16 protein-coding genes are annotated in these 19,181 nt (G+C 38.6%); 7 read left to right on the plus strand and 9 right to left on the minus strand.

Annotated features, from left to right (window positions below; translation table 11 throughout):
* Nucleotide 1 precedes the first annotated feature (1 nt).
* Nucleotides 2-880, plus strand: a complete 879-nt coding sequence (locus HNP35_RS13005) for a diacylglycerol/lipid kinase family protein (RefSeq protein ID WP_184162634.1) — start codon at nt 2-4, stop codon at nt 878-880.
* A 122-nt stretch (nt 881-1,002) separates the two neighbouring features.
* On the opposite strand, the gene HNP35_RS13010 is transcribed toward HNP35_RS13005, so the two are convergent.
* From HNP35_RS13010 to HNP35_RS24000, 9 genes are all read right to left on the minus strand, one after another.
* On the minus strand, nt 1,003-1,227 hold the full coding sequence (locus tag HNP35_RS13010; RefSeq protein ID WP_115887021.1) for a hypothetical protein: 225 nt from the start codon (nt 1,225-1,227) through the stop codon (nt 1,003-1,005).
* 123 nt (nt 1,228-1,350) lie between these two features.
* Nucleotides 1,351-1,629: a hypothetical protein gene (locus HNP35_RS13015; RefSeq protein ID WP_115887020.1), complete on the minus strand. Its 279-nt coding sequence runs from the start codon at nt 1,627-1,629 to the stop codon at nt 1,351-1,353.
* Between the two features lie 263 nt (nt 1,630-1,892).
* A complete protein-coding gene (locus HNP35_RS13020; RefSeq protein ID WP_115887019.1) occupies nt 1,893-3,956 on the minus strand; it encodes a heavy metal translocating P-type ATPase in 2,064 nt (687 codons plus the stop codon).
* An 80-nt stretch (nt 3,957-4,036) separates the two neighbouring features.
* Complete coding sequence (locus tag HNP35_RS13025) at nt 4,037-4,492, minus strand: MgtC/SapB family protein (RefSeq protein ID WP_115887018.1); 456 nt, start codon at nt 4,490-4,492, stop codon at nt 4,037-4,039.
* Nucleotides 4,493-4,520: 28 nt separating this feature from the next.
* Nucleotides 4,521-5,402: a bestrophin family protein gene (locus tag HNP35_RS13030; RefSeq protein WP_115887017.1), complete on the minus strand. Its 882-nt coding sequence runs from the start codon at nt 5,400-5,402 to the stop codon at nt 4,521-4,523.
* A 64-nt stretch (nt 5,403-5,466) separates the two neighbouring features.
* A complete protein-coding gene (locus HNP35_RS13035) occupies nt 5,467-5,883 on the minus strand; it encodes a Fur family transcriptional regulator (protein WP_115887016.1) in 417 nt (138 codons plus the stop codon).
* A gap of 261 nt (nt 5,884-6,144) precedes the next feature.
* On the minus strand, nt 6,145-7,434 hold the full coding sequence (locus tag HNP35_RS13040) for an efflux RND transporter periplasmic adaptor subunit (protein WP_115887015.1): 1,290 nt from the start codon (nt 7,432-7,434) through the stop codon (nt 6,145-6,147).
* Between the two features lie 60 nt (nt 7,435-7,494).
* Nucleotides 7,495-11,811 carry a CusA/CzcA family heavy metal efflux RND transporter gene (locus tag HNP35_RS13045; RefSeq protein WP_144213039.1) on the minus strand — a complete coding sequence of 1,439 codons (4,317 nt, stop codon included), beginning with the start codon at nt 11,809-11,811 and terminating at the stop codon, nt 7,495-7,497.
* A gap of 174 nt (nt 11,812-11,985) precedes the next feature.
* On the minus strand, nt 11,986-12,309 hold the full coding sequence (locus HNP35_RS24000) for a DUF6660 family protein (RefSeq protein ID WP_115887013.1): 324 nt from the start codon (nt 12,307-12,309) through the stop codon (nt 11,986-11,988).
* Between the two features lie 406 nt (nt 12,310-12,715).
* On the opposite strand from HNP35_RS24000, the gene HNP35_RS13050 reads away from it, so the two are divergent.
* From HNP35_RS13050 to HNP35_RS13070, 6 genes are all read left to right on the plus strand, one after another.
* Nucleotides 12,716-13,921, plus strand: a complete 1,206-nt coding sequence (locus HNP35_RS13050; protein ID WP_115887012.1) for a di-heme oxidoredictase family protein — start codon at nt 12,716-12,718, stop codon at nt 13,919-13,921.
* Between the two features lies 1 nt (nt 13,922).
* Nucleotides 13,923-14,360, plus strand: a complete 438-nt coding sequence (locus tag HNP35_RS13055; protein WP_115887011.1) for a Rieske (2Fe-2S) protein — start codon at nt 13,923-13,925, stop codon at nt 14,358-14,360.
* The gene (locus HNP35_RS13060; protein WP_115887010.1) at nt 14,357-15,592 is read left to right on the plus strand and encodes a hypothetical protein; all 1,236 of its coding nucleotides are present in this window, start codon (nt 14,357-14,359) and stop codon (nt 15,590-15,592) included. The genes HNP35_RS13055 and HNP35_RS13060 overlap by 4 nt, the downstream gene beginning before the upstream one ends.
* 99 nt (nt 15,593-15,691) lie before the next feature.
* Nucleotides 15,692-16,015 (plus strand): DUF6660 family protein, encoded by a 324-nt coding sequence (locus HNP35_RS23970; RefSeq protein WP_115887009.1) that lies wholly within the window; start codon nt 15,692-15,694, stop codon nt 16,013-16,015.
* A gap of 73 nt (nt 16,016-16,088) precedes the next feature.
* Nucleotides 16,089-18,269, plus strand: coding sequence for a TonB-dependent receptor (locus tag HNP35_RS13065; protein ID WP_115887008.1), 2,181 nt, complete (start codon nt 16,089-16,091; stop codon nt 18,267-18,269).
* Nucleotide 18,270: 1 nt separating this feature from the next.
* The gene (locus HNP35_RS13070; RefSeq protein ID WP_167443817.1) at nt 18,271-19,059 is read left to right on the plus strand and encodes a cation transporter; all 789 of its coding nucleotides are present in this window, start codon (nt 18,271-18,273) and stop codon (nt 19,057-19,059) included.
* The last annotated feature ends 122 nt before the right edge of the window (nt 19,060-19,181 follow it).

The following is a 19,181-nucleotide window of genomic DNA, read 5'->3' on the forward strand; positions in this document are numbered from 1 at the left end:
AATGATCTATATACATTTCATAATCAATCCCGTTTCAGGCGGAGGAAAACATCATCTTTCCGAGTTTTTCATCAAGCAGTTCTTCGAGCCTGAAAAATATAAAATAAAGGCAGACTATACCTTAAACAAGAAACATGCTATTGAACTTGCCAAAAAAGCAGCATCGAAGCACCCGGACATTATTGTGGCCTGCGGAGGGGACGGTACGATCAATGAAGTAGCCTCCTGCCTTTTGGGAACCAATATAAAACTTGGAATCATACCGGTGGGCTCAGGAAATGGCCTGGCCTCGCACCTGAACATACCTCGGGATCTTAAGAAATCTCTGGAAATTATTAAAAACGGAAACAAAATACTCATTGACGCAGGAAAGATCAATCAGAATTACTTTTTCAGCAATACCGGAATCGGCATTGATGCAATGATTATAAAGAAATATGAACATTCTTCGGGCCGAAAACTCTATTCTTACATTAAGGCCGCGATTCTTTCCAGTTTTGAGTACAGGACGCAGCCGGCTGTAATTTCATTTGATGATAAAATCATCAACCTAAAAACGTTCATGATATTTATTTCCAACTCAAATGAAATGGGATACGGTATGAGTCTTACACCTAATGCAATGCTGACGGACGGATTACTGGATCTGATTTTAATTCCGGAATTATCCTTTACAGAGAAAATCGCTTTAGGATTTCATGTCCTGCAGGGAACTGTCGGTAGATTTGCAAAAGCCCAGCACCATCAGGTGCAGAACCTAAGGATAGAAATGCCCCTGAAAATCTATACCGATGCACAGATAGACGGGGAACACTATAACCTTAAAACCAATTTCTGCAAAATTTCAGTAATTCCAGGAGCGCTCAATGTGCTCGTATAAAGATTTAGTTTGGATTTTTCAGATTTTCCTTCCCTACGGGGAAGGTTATCTAGGAAATATTTTTCTCAAACAGCCAGAATTGAAAATACAATTCCTGCCTCCCGTATTTGTGTAATGGACAATTATAAAGGTATTGAACTTTCATCGGTTTCAAAATCCAATACAAGCATTTTCTGATCGTCCAAAAATATAAGGATATCTAGGATAATTGCTTGATTTTCCTTCTCCTGCCCTTTTCCGTCTGAGGGATAAATAATCTGGACCAGCTCATCAAGCTTAAATAATCTTCCTCTGTTATCCTGAAGAATTTGAAGAACCAGACCCGAAATATTTACATTTCTTTTCATATTCAATTTGTCTTAGGTCAATAAAACAGACAGTTTTGTAAATGATATTCTAAAATAAAAATTGTCACAGTCCTGTAGAAACTGCGGCCGGGAATTAACTATTTAACCTTTTCTGCTTTAATTTTAGTCGCTTCCATTTTTTTTCAAAGTATTGGGTTTGCCCTCTTTGGCGGGTATCGTTTTGATAGTTTTCTCCTCTGGCTTACTCATCAGGTGATACAAAATAAAATGCCGGGCTCTGATGATAATTCCAACAACCATAGCAAGTCCCAGAATTACAAGAATAATAGTCTTTCCAATATTTACAACGGAAAATTTATTTTTCTTTTTTACAGGCTTTCCCTTCTGCATTCTTCCTGTTTTCTGCACATTTGGATAATATTTTTTATTCCTTTTTTTCATTTCCAGTAAAATTCAAAATGAGAGTTTTAAACCTGTAGCATTAGCTATCGTGCAATGGCAGCTACCGGTAAAACTGTCTGTTTAATATGTAGCATTTTACGTCTGCAGGTTGCTTTTTAAAAGATTAGACCCATTGAAATTAGGCAAGCCTAGACCTTGCTGTCCTGACCAACTGAATATCCGGTTAAGGATTTCATTTGGCCGGCAGCAAAAAAATTAGGATTTTTAAAATGTAGAATTTAGAAACTCTTGCCTTTCTTTTCTTAGAATTTCATTTTCTGAATGCGTACCGCGTTTAAGATCGCAATAAGCGATACACCAACATCGGCAAATACCGCTTCCCACATCGTGGCAAGTCCGCCGGCTCCCAGAATGAGGACTATACCTTTGACAACAAATGCAAGTGTAATATTCTGCCAGACGATTTTCTTTGTCTGCTTGCCAATATTTATTGCCATTGGTATTTTGGACGGTTTATCATCCTGAATAACAACATCTGCCGTTTCAATAGTCGCATCACTTCCAAGTCCCCCCATCGCGATTCCGGCATCACTCAAAGCAACAACAGGGGCATCATTCACTCCGTCGCCGACAAAGGCTACAGTTCCATACTGCGCCTTGATTTCCTTGACTTTGTTTACCTTATCTTCAGGCAATAGGTCTCCGTAAGCATTGTCGATTCCCAATTTATCAGCAACAAATTTTACGACACTGCCCTTATCACCGCTCAGCATTGTTGCTTTAATGTTCAGCTTATGAAGAAGATCGATTGTCAGCTGTGAGTCTTCCTTAATACTATCGGCTATTGTTATATAACCGACATATTTTTTGTCGTAGCTTACTGCAATTGTAGTATAAACTATAGAAGCGGGATCAACATCATAACTGATGGAGAACTTATCCATAAGCTTGAAATTACCTGCAAGCAGTTCTTTGCCGTTGATTACAGCTTTCAGTCCGTGGCCTGCAATCTCTTCGGTGCTTTCCAGCTTAATGGAACTGTCAACTTCACCAACAAATTCATGGATTGCAGTGGCAACAGGATGAGAGCTCTGGCTCTCCACAGCATTGACCATTCTTAAAATTTCGTCCTTATCAAACTCCGGTTTGAAAACCGTTTCCTGAACCTTAAAGACCCCCTCGGTCATAGTACCTGTTTTATCCATGACCACGTTCTGGATCGAAGCCATTACATCCAGGAAATTACTTCCCTTGAATAATATGCCGTTTCGGCTTGCTGCACCGATTCCACCAAAATAACCAAGGGGTATTGAAATCACCAGTGCACAAGGACAGGAAATAACAAGAAATACAAGGGCTCTGTAAAGCCAGCTGTTAAAGTCATAATTGTCTACAAAGAAGTAAGGCAGCAGACAGATGCCTATAGCCAGAAAAACAACAATCGGCGTATAAACTTTTGCAAATCGTCTTATAAAAAGCTCTGTAGGCGCTTTTTGGGCTGTCGCATTCTGAACAAGCTCCAGTATTCGGCTCAGTTTGCTTTCTGTATAAGCTGCAGTGACTTTTACCTGTGCCGCAACATTTAAATTGATCATTCCTGCCAGAACCGTCTCTCCTTTTGATTTGGTATCAGGCTTGCTCTCTCCGGTAAGTGCAGCAGTATTAAAAGATGCACCGTCTGTTAACAGTTCTCCGTCAAGCCCTAATTTTTCACCTGGTTTTAATTGGATAATATCACCAATGCCAGCTTCTTCCGCTTTTACCGTTTTAGGCTTTCCGTCAACAAGTATAGTCACTTCATCAGGCCTCTGGTCCAAAAGGCTTTTGATATTTCTCTGCGCTCTGGAAACGGCAAGTGTCTGGAATACCTCTCCTACTGCATAAAAAAGCATAACGGCGACACCTTCGGGGTATTCTTTAATAATGAATGCTCCTACTGTAGCTATACTCATAAGCAGGAATTCTGAGAATACTTCGCCTTTTGTGATACTTTTAAAAGCATCCTTGATTACCGGAAAACCGACAATAAGGTAGGCAACAAGATACCATACAAACCTGACCGCACCCGAAAACCAAGGCAGTTTTATCCAGTTGTCAAAAGCAATCGCCAGAAGCAGCATAACCAGCGAAATGATGGAAGGAAGGAACATTTTGAAAGGACCTCCTTCTACATTGCTGTGGTCGTGTCCGTCATCATCACTATGGGCATGGTTGTGTCCGTCGTCTTTAGTGTGCGCGTGATTATGGCCGTCATTTTCACTATGGCCCTTCAGCAATTCCTTTGCACCTGCCTTAACATACACTTTCTCTGTCTGAGTACAGCAGATTTGCTTTCCGTCTTTATCATATTTATGTTTGTGTTCCATGTTATTTTAATTTATAAGGTTAAAAAATACGGTATCGTTGTCCATAAGATTGTGATACCTATAAAAGGAAATACATTGGTTCAGTTAGTCCTCTTTTTACTCTTAATCAATCTGTCTACTAATCTTCTGTACCATGGAAACTGATTTATGGTGAAAATAAGCAGTATTATAAGGGTCGCCGCCACAGCAATGACAAACATGTTAAGTGCAATAGCCATTCCCACTGCCGATGTGGTCCACAGACCAGATGCGGTAGTGAGTCCTTTAGGCAGATTTTTATCATCCCTGAAAATTAGTCCTGCACCTATGAATCCAAGTCCTGTCGCAATTGCAGCCAGCATTCTGGCAATTGCCGATTTATCGGCGGTCAAATGCGCCGAAATCGAGACGAAAAGGCACGACGCGACACATATGCAGGCAAAGGTTCTTACTCCCGAATTCTGTTGCTCGCGTTCCCTTTCAAGACCAATAATTCCCCCAAGAATAACAGCAAGCAGTAATTTGGCAGAAAGCAGCAGTTCAAACTCGATATCCATAGCAGGCTAATTTTAGATTAATAATAATTTACATCTCGAAATACTCATTATTCTTAGGTTTTACAGGAATTTCCTGCGCACCTGTCATTTCAAGAAGATTGATCTCAATGGTCTGGGCAAGTGAAGTCATCGGCGTGTCGACTGGTGTATTTTCAAATGGATCCTGCATGATAATTGCAGTTTTCTCAATTGAAATGAACAACAGGGGAATCAGGATTGTGATAAGGACTTCTACTGCCAGTTGGGAATCTTCAAGCCCGAAAGGAAGTATGGCAGCAAAAACATATATCAGGGTATGTACCAGAAGACTGTAAGATTTAGGAAAAACGGTGTTTTTAATTCGCTCACATTTACCCATGCTGTCACATAATCTGGCAAGCGTCTCATTTAACTGCACCTGTTTAAAATCTGAAATGATTCCCTTCTGTTCCAGAAGGGCAATATCATCGGAATGTTTGTCAAGAAGTGCATTTGGAATATTGCCTCCATTTATCTTATGAAAATTAAGATAGGTCAAAACCTTTGGGGAAAAAGGCTTTCTGCGAAGCGCTTCACCAAGGGCATAAACCCAGATAATCTGTCTTTCCGTAAATTGATCTGCAATTTGTTTATTATCTTTTGAAGTGAACTGCGTTACCTGTCTGATCAAAGTGCGGGAATCATTCACTATCGCTCCCCACACCGTTCTTGCTTCCCACCATCTCTCATAGGATTGGGCTGTCCTAAAGGCAAGCAGCAGTGAAACTACAGTTCCCACCAAAGCAGGAATACTAAGGGGGAGGGCTATCTCCTTGAATACAGGCATCATATCCAGAAGGCCTATTGCCACTGCAAATACCACAATGAGAATTATCTGAGACTTAATCTGTTTAAGAAAATATATAACTGATATTTTTTTATCTAACAACATTTAATTTGGTAATAAAAATTCAACAATTTCTCTTTAAATTCTCTACTCCTAATTATTCTTTTATCTAAACTGATTTTAGGCATTTCTCACATATTCCTTTTACTAATATCTGCACCTCATCAATTTGAAAACTTTCTTCCAAGCTTTTGGGCAGAATAATTTCATCTCTGCAGGTTGTCTCATTGCACTTTTTACAGTAAAAGTGAAGGTGTCTGTCATTGTGGTAATCTTCACCGCAAGAGTCCGCGCAAAGTTTGTACTTAACGACATTTTCGTCAAGGATTTTATGAACCAAGCCTTTCTCCTGAAATGTCTGAAGAGTCCTGTAAATTGTTACTTTATCTGCCTTATGAAAAAATTTCTCAATTTCTGCCAGAGATAGCGCAGCCGTAACGGTTTCCAGATATTCATAGATTAGGATACGCATCGTTGTGAGACGTATCTTTTTACTTTCAAAGACGGCTTCTGTTACTTTTTTCATATAAATTTTCACTTTAAAAAGAAAACCGGAAATATTTGCATTCGGCACCTACTCTAGTAAATTTACGAAGCTTATTTTTAACCTCAGCTAATTGGTTTAATTTTTAACAATTAAATACGTACGTATTGCTATTATAAAAAGTACTTTAAATTGATGCAGGCCCTGAATCGAGAACTAGCAATTAAAGAAGTAAGGGGGTAATTCTTTACATTCATAGTTAATCAATGTCAAACAGGAGCCTGCAATAAATTCTTGATATTTCTAGTGTTCGTGCTCTCCCGAATTACTTAGTTTGGCATTGACGAAAAAAGTGCCCTTGGTCACAATTGGCGTTCCTGCAGGTATTTCCTTAACAGGGGTCACCGCAGTGTATCCAACCTCTGAAACACCCTTATTAACCTCGACTTTTTCGAAGTTCATGCTTGTTGCAGCAATTTTCTTTTCCTCTTCCGGGCTATGCTTTTCGCCAGCTTCGGCTCCTTCCCCGCCTTCTGCTTCTTCGTGCTCTTCAGGTTTTTTATCTGTTTTAACAAAGATGTAGAATTTACCGTCTGCCTCTGCAATGGCATCATTTGGAACTGCAGTTGTAAGAGCTGTACCAACACTAACCATTGCTGTAATATTCATTCCATCAATAAGTCCTGTTTTGTTCCCTGTAACAGTACAGTGAACTGCCACAGTCTTGCTTTCATTTTCAAAAGAAGAACCAATATTAAAAACCTTTGCCGTATAAGAAGCAGTAGGATTGTTAGTCAGTGTAAAGTTTACGATCTGCCCTACCTTTATCATAGGCAGATCTTTCTCAAACACCTGAAGGTCTAAGTGGATCAGCTGATTGTCAACAATCTCCACAACAGGAGAAGAAACATCCACGTAGCTTCCAATTTTAGCAAATTCGGCACTTACTGTACCAGTAACCGGACTTGTAACTGTTAATGCCGACCTTAAATTCGACGCAGATACAGTCGCCGGATTGATTCCCATAAGCTGGATCTGTTTCTGCAGTGACGCTTTGCGTGCACGAAGCGCATTTACTTCTGCAGTTGCATTTTGCAGGTTTTTTAGTGCTCCTGCATTTCCTGCCTGAAGATCTCGCTGGCGCTGCAGTTCCTGCTCTGCGTTGATAATTCTGCTGTTGATTGTAATGTATTCTTCCTGCTGCTGGATAAACTGCGGATTCTCAATAGTTGCTATAACCTGCCCTTTGCGTACATGGTCTCCCAGCTGTACCTTTAGGGTTTTAATTACTCCACCATATAATGATGTAGCATTTGCTTTATTATTATTAGGAACTCTCAAAGCCCCGTTGGCTTTTATTGCAGCAGTTAGATTTTTGCTCTCAATAGTTCCCAGTGTTATCCCAACAGCTTTAATCTGATCCTGGGTTAATACGGCAATTACCGCAGCTTCTTCCTCACCATGTCCTTCTTCTTTTGCTCCTTCTGCCTGTTCAGTTTTGGCTCCGTTTTCGCTTGCATTGCTTTTTTGCCCACAGCTTACAAGTGAGAATATCGCCGCAACCGCGATTAATAATTGAATTTTGACTTTCATTTATACTCTATTTTAAAATTACCCTGTGAGATTATGTATCTCCCACAGGTTTTACATTATTTATTTATTATTGAAATAATCAAACTGCACCGCTGAAAGGTTAAATTGATTTAAAACATCAAGATAGTTCTGGCGGATCCCAACAGCCTGGCTTAAAAATTGTCCAAGTTCCGCAAAACTGATTTCACCCGAGCGGTAGCTTAGAGTTGAAGCTTTTATAATATCTTCCGACTGCTTAAGTCCAGAGGTCTCATAAAAATTCAGAAGCGAAAGGTTCTTTTCAATTTCCGCTGCAGAAGAAGCCTTCTGGGTCTGGAGAAGCTGAGTCTGATATACAAGATTTTTCTCCTGCACTTCTTTCTCCGCTTTTGCCGCTTTTACCTTGTTATGCGCTGATACGGCACCGAAAAGAGGAAATGATGCAGTTGCTGAAAAACCTGTATAAGGATCATCCAGCCCATAGAGCCTCTGGCTGAAAACCCTTCCTGAAAGCTCCGGCATATTGCTGTTTTTCATAATCGAAACATTTGAAGATGCTATCTTTACATTCTGTTCCTGCAGTGTTAGCAACGGATGCATACCGTTGCTTTCAGAAAAATTTACCTCTGCTTTACCAAGAGGTGCTTCCAAAGGAAGCAGCCATTCATTCAGGTTCAGAAGCATCATAAGCTGTTGCTGCTGAACGGTCATGTCTTTCTTGTTCTGTTCCGAAAAGGCTTTTAATTCCTGAAGTTTTGCATCTGCCGCAATTTTATCCAGCTGTGCGACATCCCCGGCTTTTAAACGCACTTCTGCAGTCTTTGAAAGGAGCGTGTAAATACTGTCCAGACGCTGATATAAAAGCTGTTTATCCTGAAGGTACCAAAGTTTATAATATGCCGTACGTACATCTCTTTTGATCGTTGCGTTAAGTAGAGCTGTATTAAGCTGGGTGTACTTCAACTGATCCTTGAAATAGCTTTTTCTAGCGGCATAAAGACCCGGCCATGCAAAACTTTGAGAAATTCCTATTTTTAAAATCCCTGTCTTATCTGAAGGTCTTAAATCTTCATTCTCTGCAAAGATACCTGTTTTAGGCATGTCAACGGCAGTTTTTACATTCAGTCCAGCTGCTTGGATTTCAGTTTTATTAATATCCAGCTGCTGATTGCTTTGTAAGGCGGTTTCAACAGCTTTGTCAATTGGAATCCTCTGCTGCGCATTTGCAGATCCTAGACCTGCAAGCAGCAGTATAAGTACGGCTGTTGCATTTCTCATTTTAAATCGTTCTTTAAAATCAAATTTAGTGTTAAAGATTATATAGAGTAATGGGAGCACAAACAATGTAAGGAATGTCGCTGTAACAAGACCTCCGATTACAACTGTTGCAAGCGGTTTCTGAACCTCCGCACCTGCGCTGCTGCTCATCGCCATCGGCAGGAATCCCAGTGATGCCACCATTGCCGTCATAAGAACGGGGCGAAGCCTTGTGATTGTCCCCTCTTTGACTCTCTCAAAAATGTTATCCATATCTTCCTTTTCAAGCTGGTTGAAAGTTCCGATAAGCACGATACCATTCAGCACCGCTACTCCAAATAATGCAATGAATCCAATTCCGGCACTGATGCTGAAAGGCATCCCTCTAAGCATAAGGGCAAAAATTCCCCCAATGGCGCTCATTGGTATAGCGGTAAAGATAAGCATAGCCTGTTTGAAAGAACGGAATGTGAAATAAAGCAGCCCGAAGATCAAAAGAAGCGAAACCGGCACTGCAATCATAAGTCTTGCACTTGCCGCCTGCAGGTTTTCGAACTGTCCACCATAAGTGAAATAATATCCTGGAGGAAGCTTCACTTTTTCAGCCAGCTTTTTCTGGATGTCCTGCACCACACTCTGTACATCACGGCCAGCCACATTAAATCCAATTACAATTCTTCTTTTGCCCGCTTCCCTGCTGATCTGTGCCGGACCTAATTTATAGTCGATTTTAGCTACCTGAGATAAAGGCACCTGTATTCCTGTATTGGTAGGGATCATCAGGTTGCTCACATCGTCTATGCTGGTTCTGTGGACGCTGTCAAGACGCACAACAAGGTCAAAACGTCGTTCGTTTTCATATACCTGTCCTGTGCTTTTTCCCGCAAATGCAGTGCTGACAACGCCATTCACATCTTCGATCGTAAGTCCGTAGTTGGCAATTCTGGTCCTGTCATATTCAATATTGATCTGTGGAAGGCCGCTCACTCTTTCAATCTGCGGCGAAGTAGCCCCCGGAATGCTCTGGATCACTGCACCCACTTCTTTGGCGTACTGTGAAAGAGTATCCAGGTTCTCGCCAAATATCTTAACGGCAACGTCCTGTCTGATACCGGTCATAAGCTCATTGAAACGCATCTGGATCGGCTGGTTCTTTTCAAAAAAAACGCCGGGTATCACTTCGAGCTCCTCACTGATAGCTTCAGCAAGTTCATCATAGGTTCTTCCTGATTTCCATTCTTTCTGCGGTTTCAGCACCACCATCAAATCACTGGCCTCAGGAGGCATCGGATCAGTTGGAACTTCTGCCGCACCTGTTTTACCAACGACCATCTTGACCTCATCAAACTTTTTGATTATTCTGGATGCCTGCATCGAAGTCTCAATGCTCTGGTTCAGCGAACTTCCCTGCGGAAGGATGCAGTGGAACGCAAAATCCCCTTCCTGCAGCTGCGGAATAAATTCCCCTCCCATTCTTGTGAAGAAAAAGACAGCCGCAAAGAAAATTAAAACGGTAGCACCCACCACAGCATATTTAAAGTCAATCACCTTCTGGAGAAGAGGCTGATATACGCTCTGGATTCTATTCATCATCTTATCGCTGAATGTTTCTTTGTGCTGCGGCTTTTTAGATAAAAACAAAGCACACATCATCGGGATATAGGTAAGAGATAATATTAATGCTCCAAATATTGCAAACCCCACTGTCTGCGCCATCGGGCGAAACATTTTTCCTTCAACGCCGACAAGGGTCAGGATCGGGATATATACAATTAAAATGATAATTTCTCCAAAGGCAGCACTGGTACGGATCTTAGAAGCAGACTCGAAAACTTCATCATCCATTTCATCCTGGGTAAGATTTTTGAGCGACTTGCGCATAGCCAGATGATGAAGCGTAGCCTCAACCACAATTACCGCTCCATCAACAATTAAACCGAAATCAATGGCTCCAAGTGACATTAGATTGGCACTTACCCCAAAAACGTTCATAAGTCCAAGGGCAAAAAGCATAGCCAAAGGAATAGCAGAGGCAACTATAAGTCCTGCACGGAAATTCCCTAAGAATAATACCAGTACAAATATTACGATCAATGCACCTTCAACAAGGTTCTTTTCAACGGTGCTGATAGCACGGCCCACAAGGTCTGTACGGTCAAGGTATGGCTCAATAACAATATCGTCAGGCAGCGATTTCTGGATAGTTGGCAGTTTTTCCTTAATGCGTTTGACAACCTCGTTGCTGTTCTCTCCTTTAAGCATCATCACGACACCGCCCACTGCATCAACTTCTCCATTGAATGTCAAGGCACCGTATCTCACTGCATTGCCAAATCTCACTTCGGCTACATCGCTTACATAAACAGGAGCTGCGCCAGTATTTTTAACCACGATCTTTTTGACATCGTCAAGAGAAGTTACCAGACCAATGCCCCTTATAAAATATGCATTTGGCTTTTTATCGATATATGCGCCGCCGGTATTTTGGTTGTTTTTCTCCAGCGCCGTAAAAATATCCGGTATGCTTACTCCCATTGCGCGGAGCCTATCGGGATTTACCGCGACCTCATACTGCTTCAGCTCCCCTCCAAAGCTGTTTACCTCCGCAATTCCAGGGGTTCCGTATAATTGTCTAGCCACAATCCAATCTTGCATGGTACGCAGATCTTTGGCATTATATTTATTTTTGCTTCCTTTTTTAGGATGGATGATATATTGGTAAACCTCCCCTAGACCCGTGCTCACAGGAGCCATTTCCGGTGTTCCGATTCCCTGCGGTATTCTGTCTACCGCTTCTTTCAGCCTCTCGCTTATAAGCTGTCTGGCAAAGTAAATATCGGTCTCATCGTCAAAAACCACAGTAATAACCGAAAGCCCAAAGCGGGAAATACTTCTGATTTCCTCGATTTTCGGAACAGTGGCAATGCTCTGTTCAATTGGAAAGGTAACCAACTGCTCCACTTCCTGACCGGCAAGAGTTGGACATGCTGTTATAATCTGAACCTGATTGTTGGTGATGTCAGGTACGGCATCTATGGGCAGTTTAGTTGCGCTCCAGGCGCCCCATATTATTAGGACCAAAGTCATTAAACCAATAATGATTTTGTTTTTAATACTGAATTTAATTATACTATCTAACACAATGTAATTAATTTTAACGTTTAGAAAATAATGTGATCGCCAGCAAATACTGGAGAAAAATTAGAATGTGCAAGATCAATCACTGAAAACATTCAGGAATCGAAAACGTAGCGTCTCGCAAGCCATTATTGAATACCAATAATTACTATGCATCAATTGCACAATTCAAAAAACTTAAACGAAAAATTTGGGAGGCTGCCATATGCTTCCAAAATAGCTGGAAATTACCTGACAGTCTTTTATAACCGCATGTTTAACATTGATTATATTTTGGGGAAAATTAAATTCCGGCATCTTAAAATTAAATTTTACAGCCGAAACACTGCAGCATGAACATTGACAGAAAGGTGTACAATGGTCATCGTGATCCTGATTGTGATTATGAGCCAGTTCTTTCTTCTGAGACTTCGCTTCAAGACATGTATTATAGACGTCACTGCATGGAACTGCAAGCAGTCCAAGAATGTATACTAATAATATTGTTGTTTTCCATCTCATATTAAGACAAATTTACAAAATAGTTTCTGCAATTGGATTGCAAATTTACTTTAATCAACCTAAACACCTAAAAAACAATATTTTACATTTATATAAATTTATAAATTATTTTTAAACGGTTAAAACTAAACCCTGATTTGATTGATCACTGGTATTTTAAACTTAATCATTTATTAAAAAATATTGTTTTAAATAATTGTATGTTTTTATATATCGTCTGCTAATGCAAAGGAAACTTACAATTTTGTATTAATTCTGAATTTCTATTGGTAAACCTAATTTACTCAAATTAATTATTATTTACGCAGTAGCATCTGCCATAGAGTATCGAAATATTAAAAAAAATATTCAAATATAAATCATAATTGTTTTAAAAATATTTTTAGCTTTGTCTAAAAAATAAATAATGGCAAATATAAATATATTTTTAAAGACATCTTTCATACTAGTAGTCTTAAACATAGGGCTTGTTTCCTGTGAAACCAGCTTTGTAGATTTACCGCAAGATGATAAACTTTTAGACGGCTCAATCGAAGGGTTATCGGCTTCTGAATCAACTCAATTTTTAAAAGGCGACCAGGCAGTTAATGAAGTTTTTAACAGGGCATCCGGCCTTGGTCCAACCTTTGTAAGTACCAGTTGTATCAGCTGCCATGCAGGAGACGGAAAAGGGCATCCTTTTACCAGCTTAGTTCGCTTTGGACAAATTGACGAAACAGGCAATCATTTCATTAAACTAGGAGGACCGCAGCTTCAAAACCGTGCACTACCTGGTTTTATTCCAGAAGAAATCCCTTCAGGCACATCATTCTCCACCTTTATGCCTCCATCTATCACAGGATTAGGATTATTACAGTATGTCTCAGATGCCGATCTAATTGCAATGACTGACCCTGAAGATGTTGATGATGACGGAATTTCAGGGAATGTAAACTGGATTAACATACCTGATTATGCTATTGTAAGTTCTAATGCCATATCAAAAAATGGCAAATATATTGGAAGATATGGCAAGAAAGCTTCAGCATTCGATCTACTTCATCAAACAGTTAATGCATACAACCAAGATATGGGCATTACTTCTATATTTAATCCTATTGACCACTACTCTGCTTTAGAAATTGACCCTGAAATCGCTACTTCAAAAGTAAATGATGTTGTGTTTTATCTGAAAACATTAAAGGCTCCCATCCAAAGAAGCCAAAACGATCCTGCCGTTATCCGAGGCAAAGTTATTTTTAATCAAATAAGTTGTACAGGCTGCCACAGATCAGAATTAAAAACAAGTTATTCTCCAATTAACTCGCTTTCAAATAAAACTTTTGCACCTTATACTGATCTGCTCCTACACGATATGGGTCCAGGATTGGATGATGGCTATACAGAAGGCAGCGCAAAAACTTCTGAGTGGAGAACCCCTCCCCTCTGGGGCATTGGCCTTTCCGAGAACTCGCAGGGAGGTAATTTGTTTTTAATGCATGATGGCCGTGCAAAAAGCATAGAGCAGGCGATACTAATGCATGGCGGCGAGGGACAGAAAAGTAAATATGCATTTGAAAAGCTTTCTAAAGAAGATAAACAGGCTTTGCTGAAATTTATAAAATCATTATAGTATGGACAGAAAACAATTTCTAAAAGCATGCGGTTTCGGCTGTCTTGCTGCAATATCAGGAACGACAATACTGCAAGGCTGCTCTTCTTCCCAAATTTCAAGAGAAATAAAGGAATCTGATCTCTTAGTCCCAATTTCTGATTTTATAATTCAAAAAGGGACAAAATCTGCATTTAAAAAGTATATAGTAATTCAAAATGACATATTAAAAGCCCCAATATGTGTATTTAGATTTAGTGAGAGTGATTATTGTGCCATGTTTATGTTATGTACGCATCAGGGTGCTGAATTACAAGTTTTTGGAGATAAACTTCAATGCCCGGCTCATGGAAGCGAATTCAGCAATCGCGGGAACATCGAGACCGGTCCCGCAGATACAGACTTAAGAAAATTCCCGGTCACAATAGAAAACAATATTTTAAAAATATCTTTAAAATGAGATTGAAAATAAAAGTAATACCCGCATTGTTAATTTTACTCTTTTCTACATATTGCTATTCACAGATCGATCCTAGTTTATTAAAAAGAGTACCTAAAGATACTGTAAAAAATATCTTAAACATGGATGCTCTTTACAACAGACCGGCTTTGAAGATAAATAAGACTCCCATATCAATAGGAGGTTATCTTGAAATGAACTGGCAAAAAATGACAACTGACGGAATTTCCGAAGGCAATCAATTTCAAGCTAGAAGACTATCTATTTTTATATCATCTTCCATTAGCAGAAAAATTAAATTTTTGAGCGAGATTGAGTTTGAAGACGGTGGCAAAGAAATCTCTATTGAATTCGCTTCCGTCGATGTAGAGTTTGACCCGTTGATAAATCTTCGCGCAGGTATCATTTTAAATCCTATTGGGTCTTTCAATCAAAATCATGATGGCCCAAAATGGGATTTTACAGATAGACCTATTTCTTCCACTCAAATGTTGCCAGCAACTTTCAGTAACGCCGGGGTTGGCATTTTTGGAAAAAAATACTCTGAGAAATGGATGTTTGGTTATGAGGCCTATCTCTCCGGAAATTTTGATAACTCAATAATTGAAAATACAGAAAACAAAACTTTCTTACCCGCGGCAAAAGAAAACCCTGAAAGATTTGAAGAAATTAATAGTGGAGAACCCTTGTTTACGGGAAAAATTGCTCTGCGGAATACTAAAGTCGGAGAACTTGGAATTTCTTATATGGGCGGTATCTATAATAAATTTGAGGATGATGGCATTACAATAGATAAGAAGAGACGTGTATCTGTTTTTGCTTTAGATTTTAATACAACGCTTCCAAGAATAAAAACTTTTATCACTTCTGAATTTGCATGGGTTTATGTTGATGTACCTGATACTTATTCGCAACAATTTGGCAAAAAACAGAAAGGGGGATTTATAGATATTGTGCAACCTATATTGACAAAAACAATTTTAGGCTGGCAGAAAGCTGCGATAAATGTTGCATGTAGATTGGAATATGTAGATTGGAATGTTGGAAGCTTTAAAGAAACCGGTGGTAATATTGGGGAAGATTTATGGAGCATAATGCCTGCTGTTAGTTTTAGGCCGACCTCCCAAACAGTGATCCGCCTTAATTATCGATATTTGAAACAACGGGATATTTTTTCCAACCCACCTACTATTACTGACGGGTTTAACTTAGGAATTTCAACTTACTTTTAAATATTTTGACAGCTATAATAACCCTGCATATACCAGTATTACAAAATAAAACTTGTACCCCTATAAGGCTTATTAATAAATAAAGGATAAATTTGCGATGTGAAAACTTTCGTAACTATACTTTCATTCATCGTACTGTTTCTTTCTACAGTTCCATGCTCCGCATTTGCTAAACACTCAGAATGCGGTGTAGAGAAAAATTGTGAAAATGATTCACATGACTGCGGTAATGAATGTAACGGAAAATGTTCTCCATTCTACTCCTGTGGAATCTGTATAGGCTTTACGATAAACTTTGATTCAATAATTCTAAATGAAAAATTAGAATTTAACCTTGATGAAGTCTCACAAACACCATCATACAACAAATTTGTCAACTCTTCATTCATCTGCAAAATCTGGCAGCCTCCTAAAATTTCTTAATATAAAAAGTTTATCCCTGCATTCATCTCATTATGCGGGTCTATTATTTATTATTAATATTAAGAAATCATAAATGTTTAAATATATTTTATTGATTGTGACAATGGCATTTATTGGCACTGCACAAGCACAGAATACTATCAAATTTCGTCTCAAGAATGCTGAAACTAACGAACCTGTAAAAGGAGTTTCTGCAAAAATTGAAGAAACAAATTCGGTTTTCAAATCAGATAATGATGGAAATATCAGTGTAGAAAATCTAAAAGATGGAAATTATACCTTATCAATTTCTGATGAAGGCTACACTCCAAATAAAACAGTTTTTAAAGTGCCTTCCAGCTTAAATTTTATAGAAATTGCATTGCAGAGCGAAGATCACGAAGCTGAAGAAATGGAAGAAATAATTGTTACTTCCACCAGAGGCACCAGAACGATCAGCAATATTCCAACCAGGGTAGAATTTATTGCCGGAGAAGAACTTGAAGAAAAAGCTAATATGAAACCGGGTGACATTCGCATGATGCTTAACGAAAGTACAGGAATCCAGACCCAGCAGACTTCTGCAACTTCAGGAAATTCTTCTATTAGGATTCAAGGGTTGGACGGAAGATATACCCAGATTCTAAAAGACGGTTTTCCTTTATATTCTGGCGCGTCAAGCGGGCTTGGATTACTGCAGACCCCTCCATTAGATTTAAAGCAGGTTGAAATAATCAAAGGTTCTGCCTCTACCCTTTACGGCGGAGGAGCAATAGCCGGATTAGTAAATCTTGTTTCTAAAATCCCAACCAAAGAAAAGGAGTTGCGATTTTTAATTAATGGAACTTCGGCTCTTGGATTGGATATAAATGGATTTTATTCCCAACAGTTTAACAAAATTGGTGTAACTGTTTTTGCTTCTCACGATCGTAACGCTCCTTATGATCCAGCAGATATAAAGCTTACAGCTATACCAAAATTTGAGCGTTTTAATTTTAATCCTAAACTTTTTGTCAATTTTAATGAAAACACCAAACTTAATTTTGGCGTCAATACCGTTTTTGAAAACCGCTTAGGTGGAAATATTGATTATATCAAAGATCAAAGTAAATATCCTGATAGTTATTTCGAAAAAAATAAAACTCAGAGAATAAATACTCAATTCGCTCTCACGCATAAATTTAATGAGCAGGAATCGATAACGGTTAAAAACAGTTTTAATAATTTCAGTCGTGTTATCACAATTCCTGATTATATTTTTGACGGTTTGCAGAACAGTACTTTTTCTGAAATAAGCTATTCTAAAAACGGCGAAATTGCAGAATGGGTTGCCGGTGCAAACTTATATACCGACAATTTTACTGAAAACAGCCATACATCTTTCCCATTAAGAAACTATAATCAGATTACTTATGGAGCTTTTCTTCAAAACACAGTTAAAGCCAAAGAATGGCTACAGATAGAAACTGGTCTGAGAGGCGATTATGTTGTTGACTATGGTTTTTCTCTGCTACCAAGAGTTTCCGCTCTATTTAAAATTAATCCTAAACTAACATCCCGAATCGGTGGAGGTCTTGGCTATAAAACGCCGACTATTTTTACTGAAGAAAGCGAGCGTATCCAGTATCGAAATGTACTGCCAATTAGCAGCGATTTCAATAAACTTGAAAAAAGTTACGGTTTTAACTTTGATTTAAATTATAAAACTAAAATTACAGAAGATCTTTCTTTATCGTGGAATCAGTTATTTTTCTATACCAATATTGATAATCCGCTGATATTAAATTCCCTTCCAGATAATATTTATCAGTTTGTAAACGTCAACGGATATTTGGACACAAAAGGAACTGAAACAAATGTGAAATTAGGATACAAAGATTTTAAGTTATTTCTGGGTTATACCTATACGGATGCTTCCATAGATACTAACGGAATAAAATCTGAAAATCCTTTAACGGCAAAACACCGATTAAACAATGTTTTGATGTATGAAGTTGAAGAAAAATGGAAAGCAGGTTTAGAAGCATATTATTACAGTCCGCAAAAATTAAGTGATGGTACAACTGGAAAAGACTACTGGATTTTTGGTTTTATGGTAGAGAGGCTTTGGGAGAACTTTTCGGTTTACGCTAATTTTGAAAATTTTACAGATACCAGACAGACAAAATTTGGAAGCATATACACAGGAACTATTTCAAATCCCGTTTTCAAAGATATATATGCTCCATTAGATGGATTTGTTGTAAATGCGGGTTTTAAGATTAAAATACAGTGATATGAAAAAAAGTATTTATAATATAAAAAAGATGGATTGTCCTAGTGAGGAACAATTAATAAGAATGAAACTCACAGGTTTAGAACAAATTAAACAGCTTGATTTTGACATTGCAGGCAGAAAACTAAACGTCTATCATACGGACGACAACACTCTTATTACAAATGCAATTAATACTCTTAATCTGGATAGCACTCTGATGGCAACAGAACATACATCTGATTATGTAGAGCAAAATAATGACTCTCAGCAAAGTAAGTTATTATGGCAGGTTCTCATTGTAAACTTTTCATTCTTTATAATTGAAGTTATTACAGGTTTTATATCCAATTCGATGGGATTGGTTGCAGACAGTTTGGATATGTTCGCCGATAGTATTGTATATGGCTTAGCTCTGTTCGCTGTCGGTAGTACAACAACAAGAAAAGGAAGTGTAGCAAAGATAAGTGGTTATTTTCAGATTGGTCTTGCAATTTTAGGACTTATTGAAGTTATAAGAAGATTTGTAGAGTTTGACCATATTCCTGCATACGGAACTATGATAGTAGTTTCATTATTTGCCCTTGTAGGCAATTCGTTATGCCTTTACCTGCTTCAAAAATCTAAAAGCAAAGAGGCACATATGGAAGCAAGTATGATTTTTACCTCAAATGATGTTGTAATTAATATGGGAGTCATAATTGCTGGCATATTAGTATACTTTACTAATTCAATGGTACCCGATCTTATTATTGGAGTTTGTGTATTTTTCATAGTCGCAAGAGGAGCATTAAAAATTTTACAGTTATGATAATGGTAATTTAAAAAAAATAGCAAGCCTTTCAAAATTGTTCTTTTGATATCGTTGCCCAATAAAGCAATCCGAAAATAATAAAAGAAAAAGAGGCTCTGCCTCACATGTTGTGAGACAGT

Source organism: Flavobacterium notoginsengisoli, assembly GCF_014207905.1.
In the GTDB taxonomy this organism is placed as follows: domain Bacteria; phylum Bacteroidota; class Bacteroidia; order Flavobacteriales; family Flavobacteriaceae; genus Flavobacterium; species Flavobacterium notoginsengisoli_A.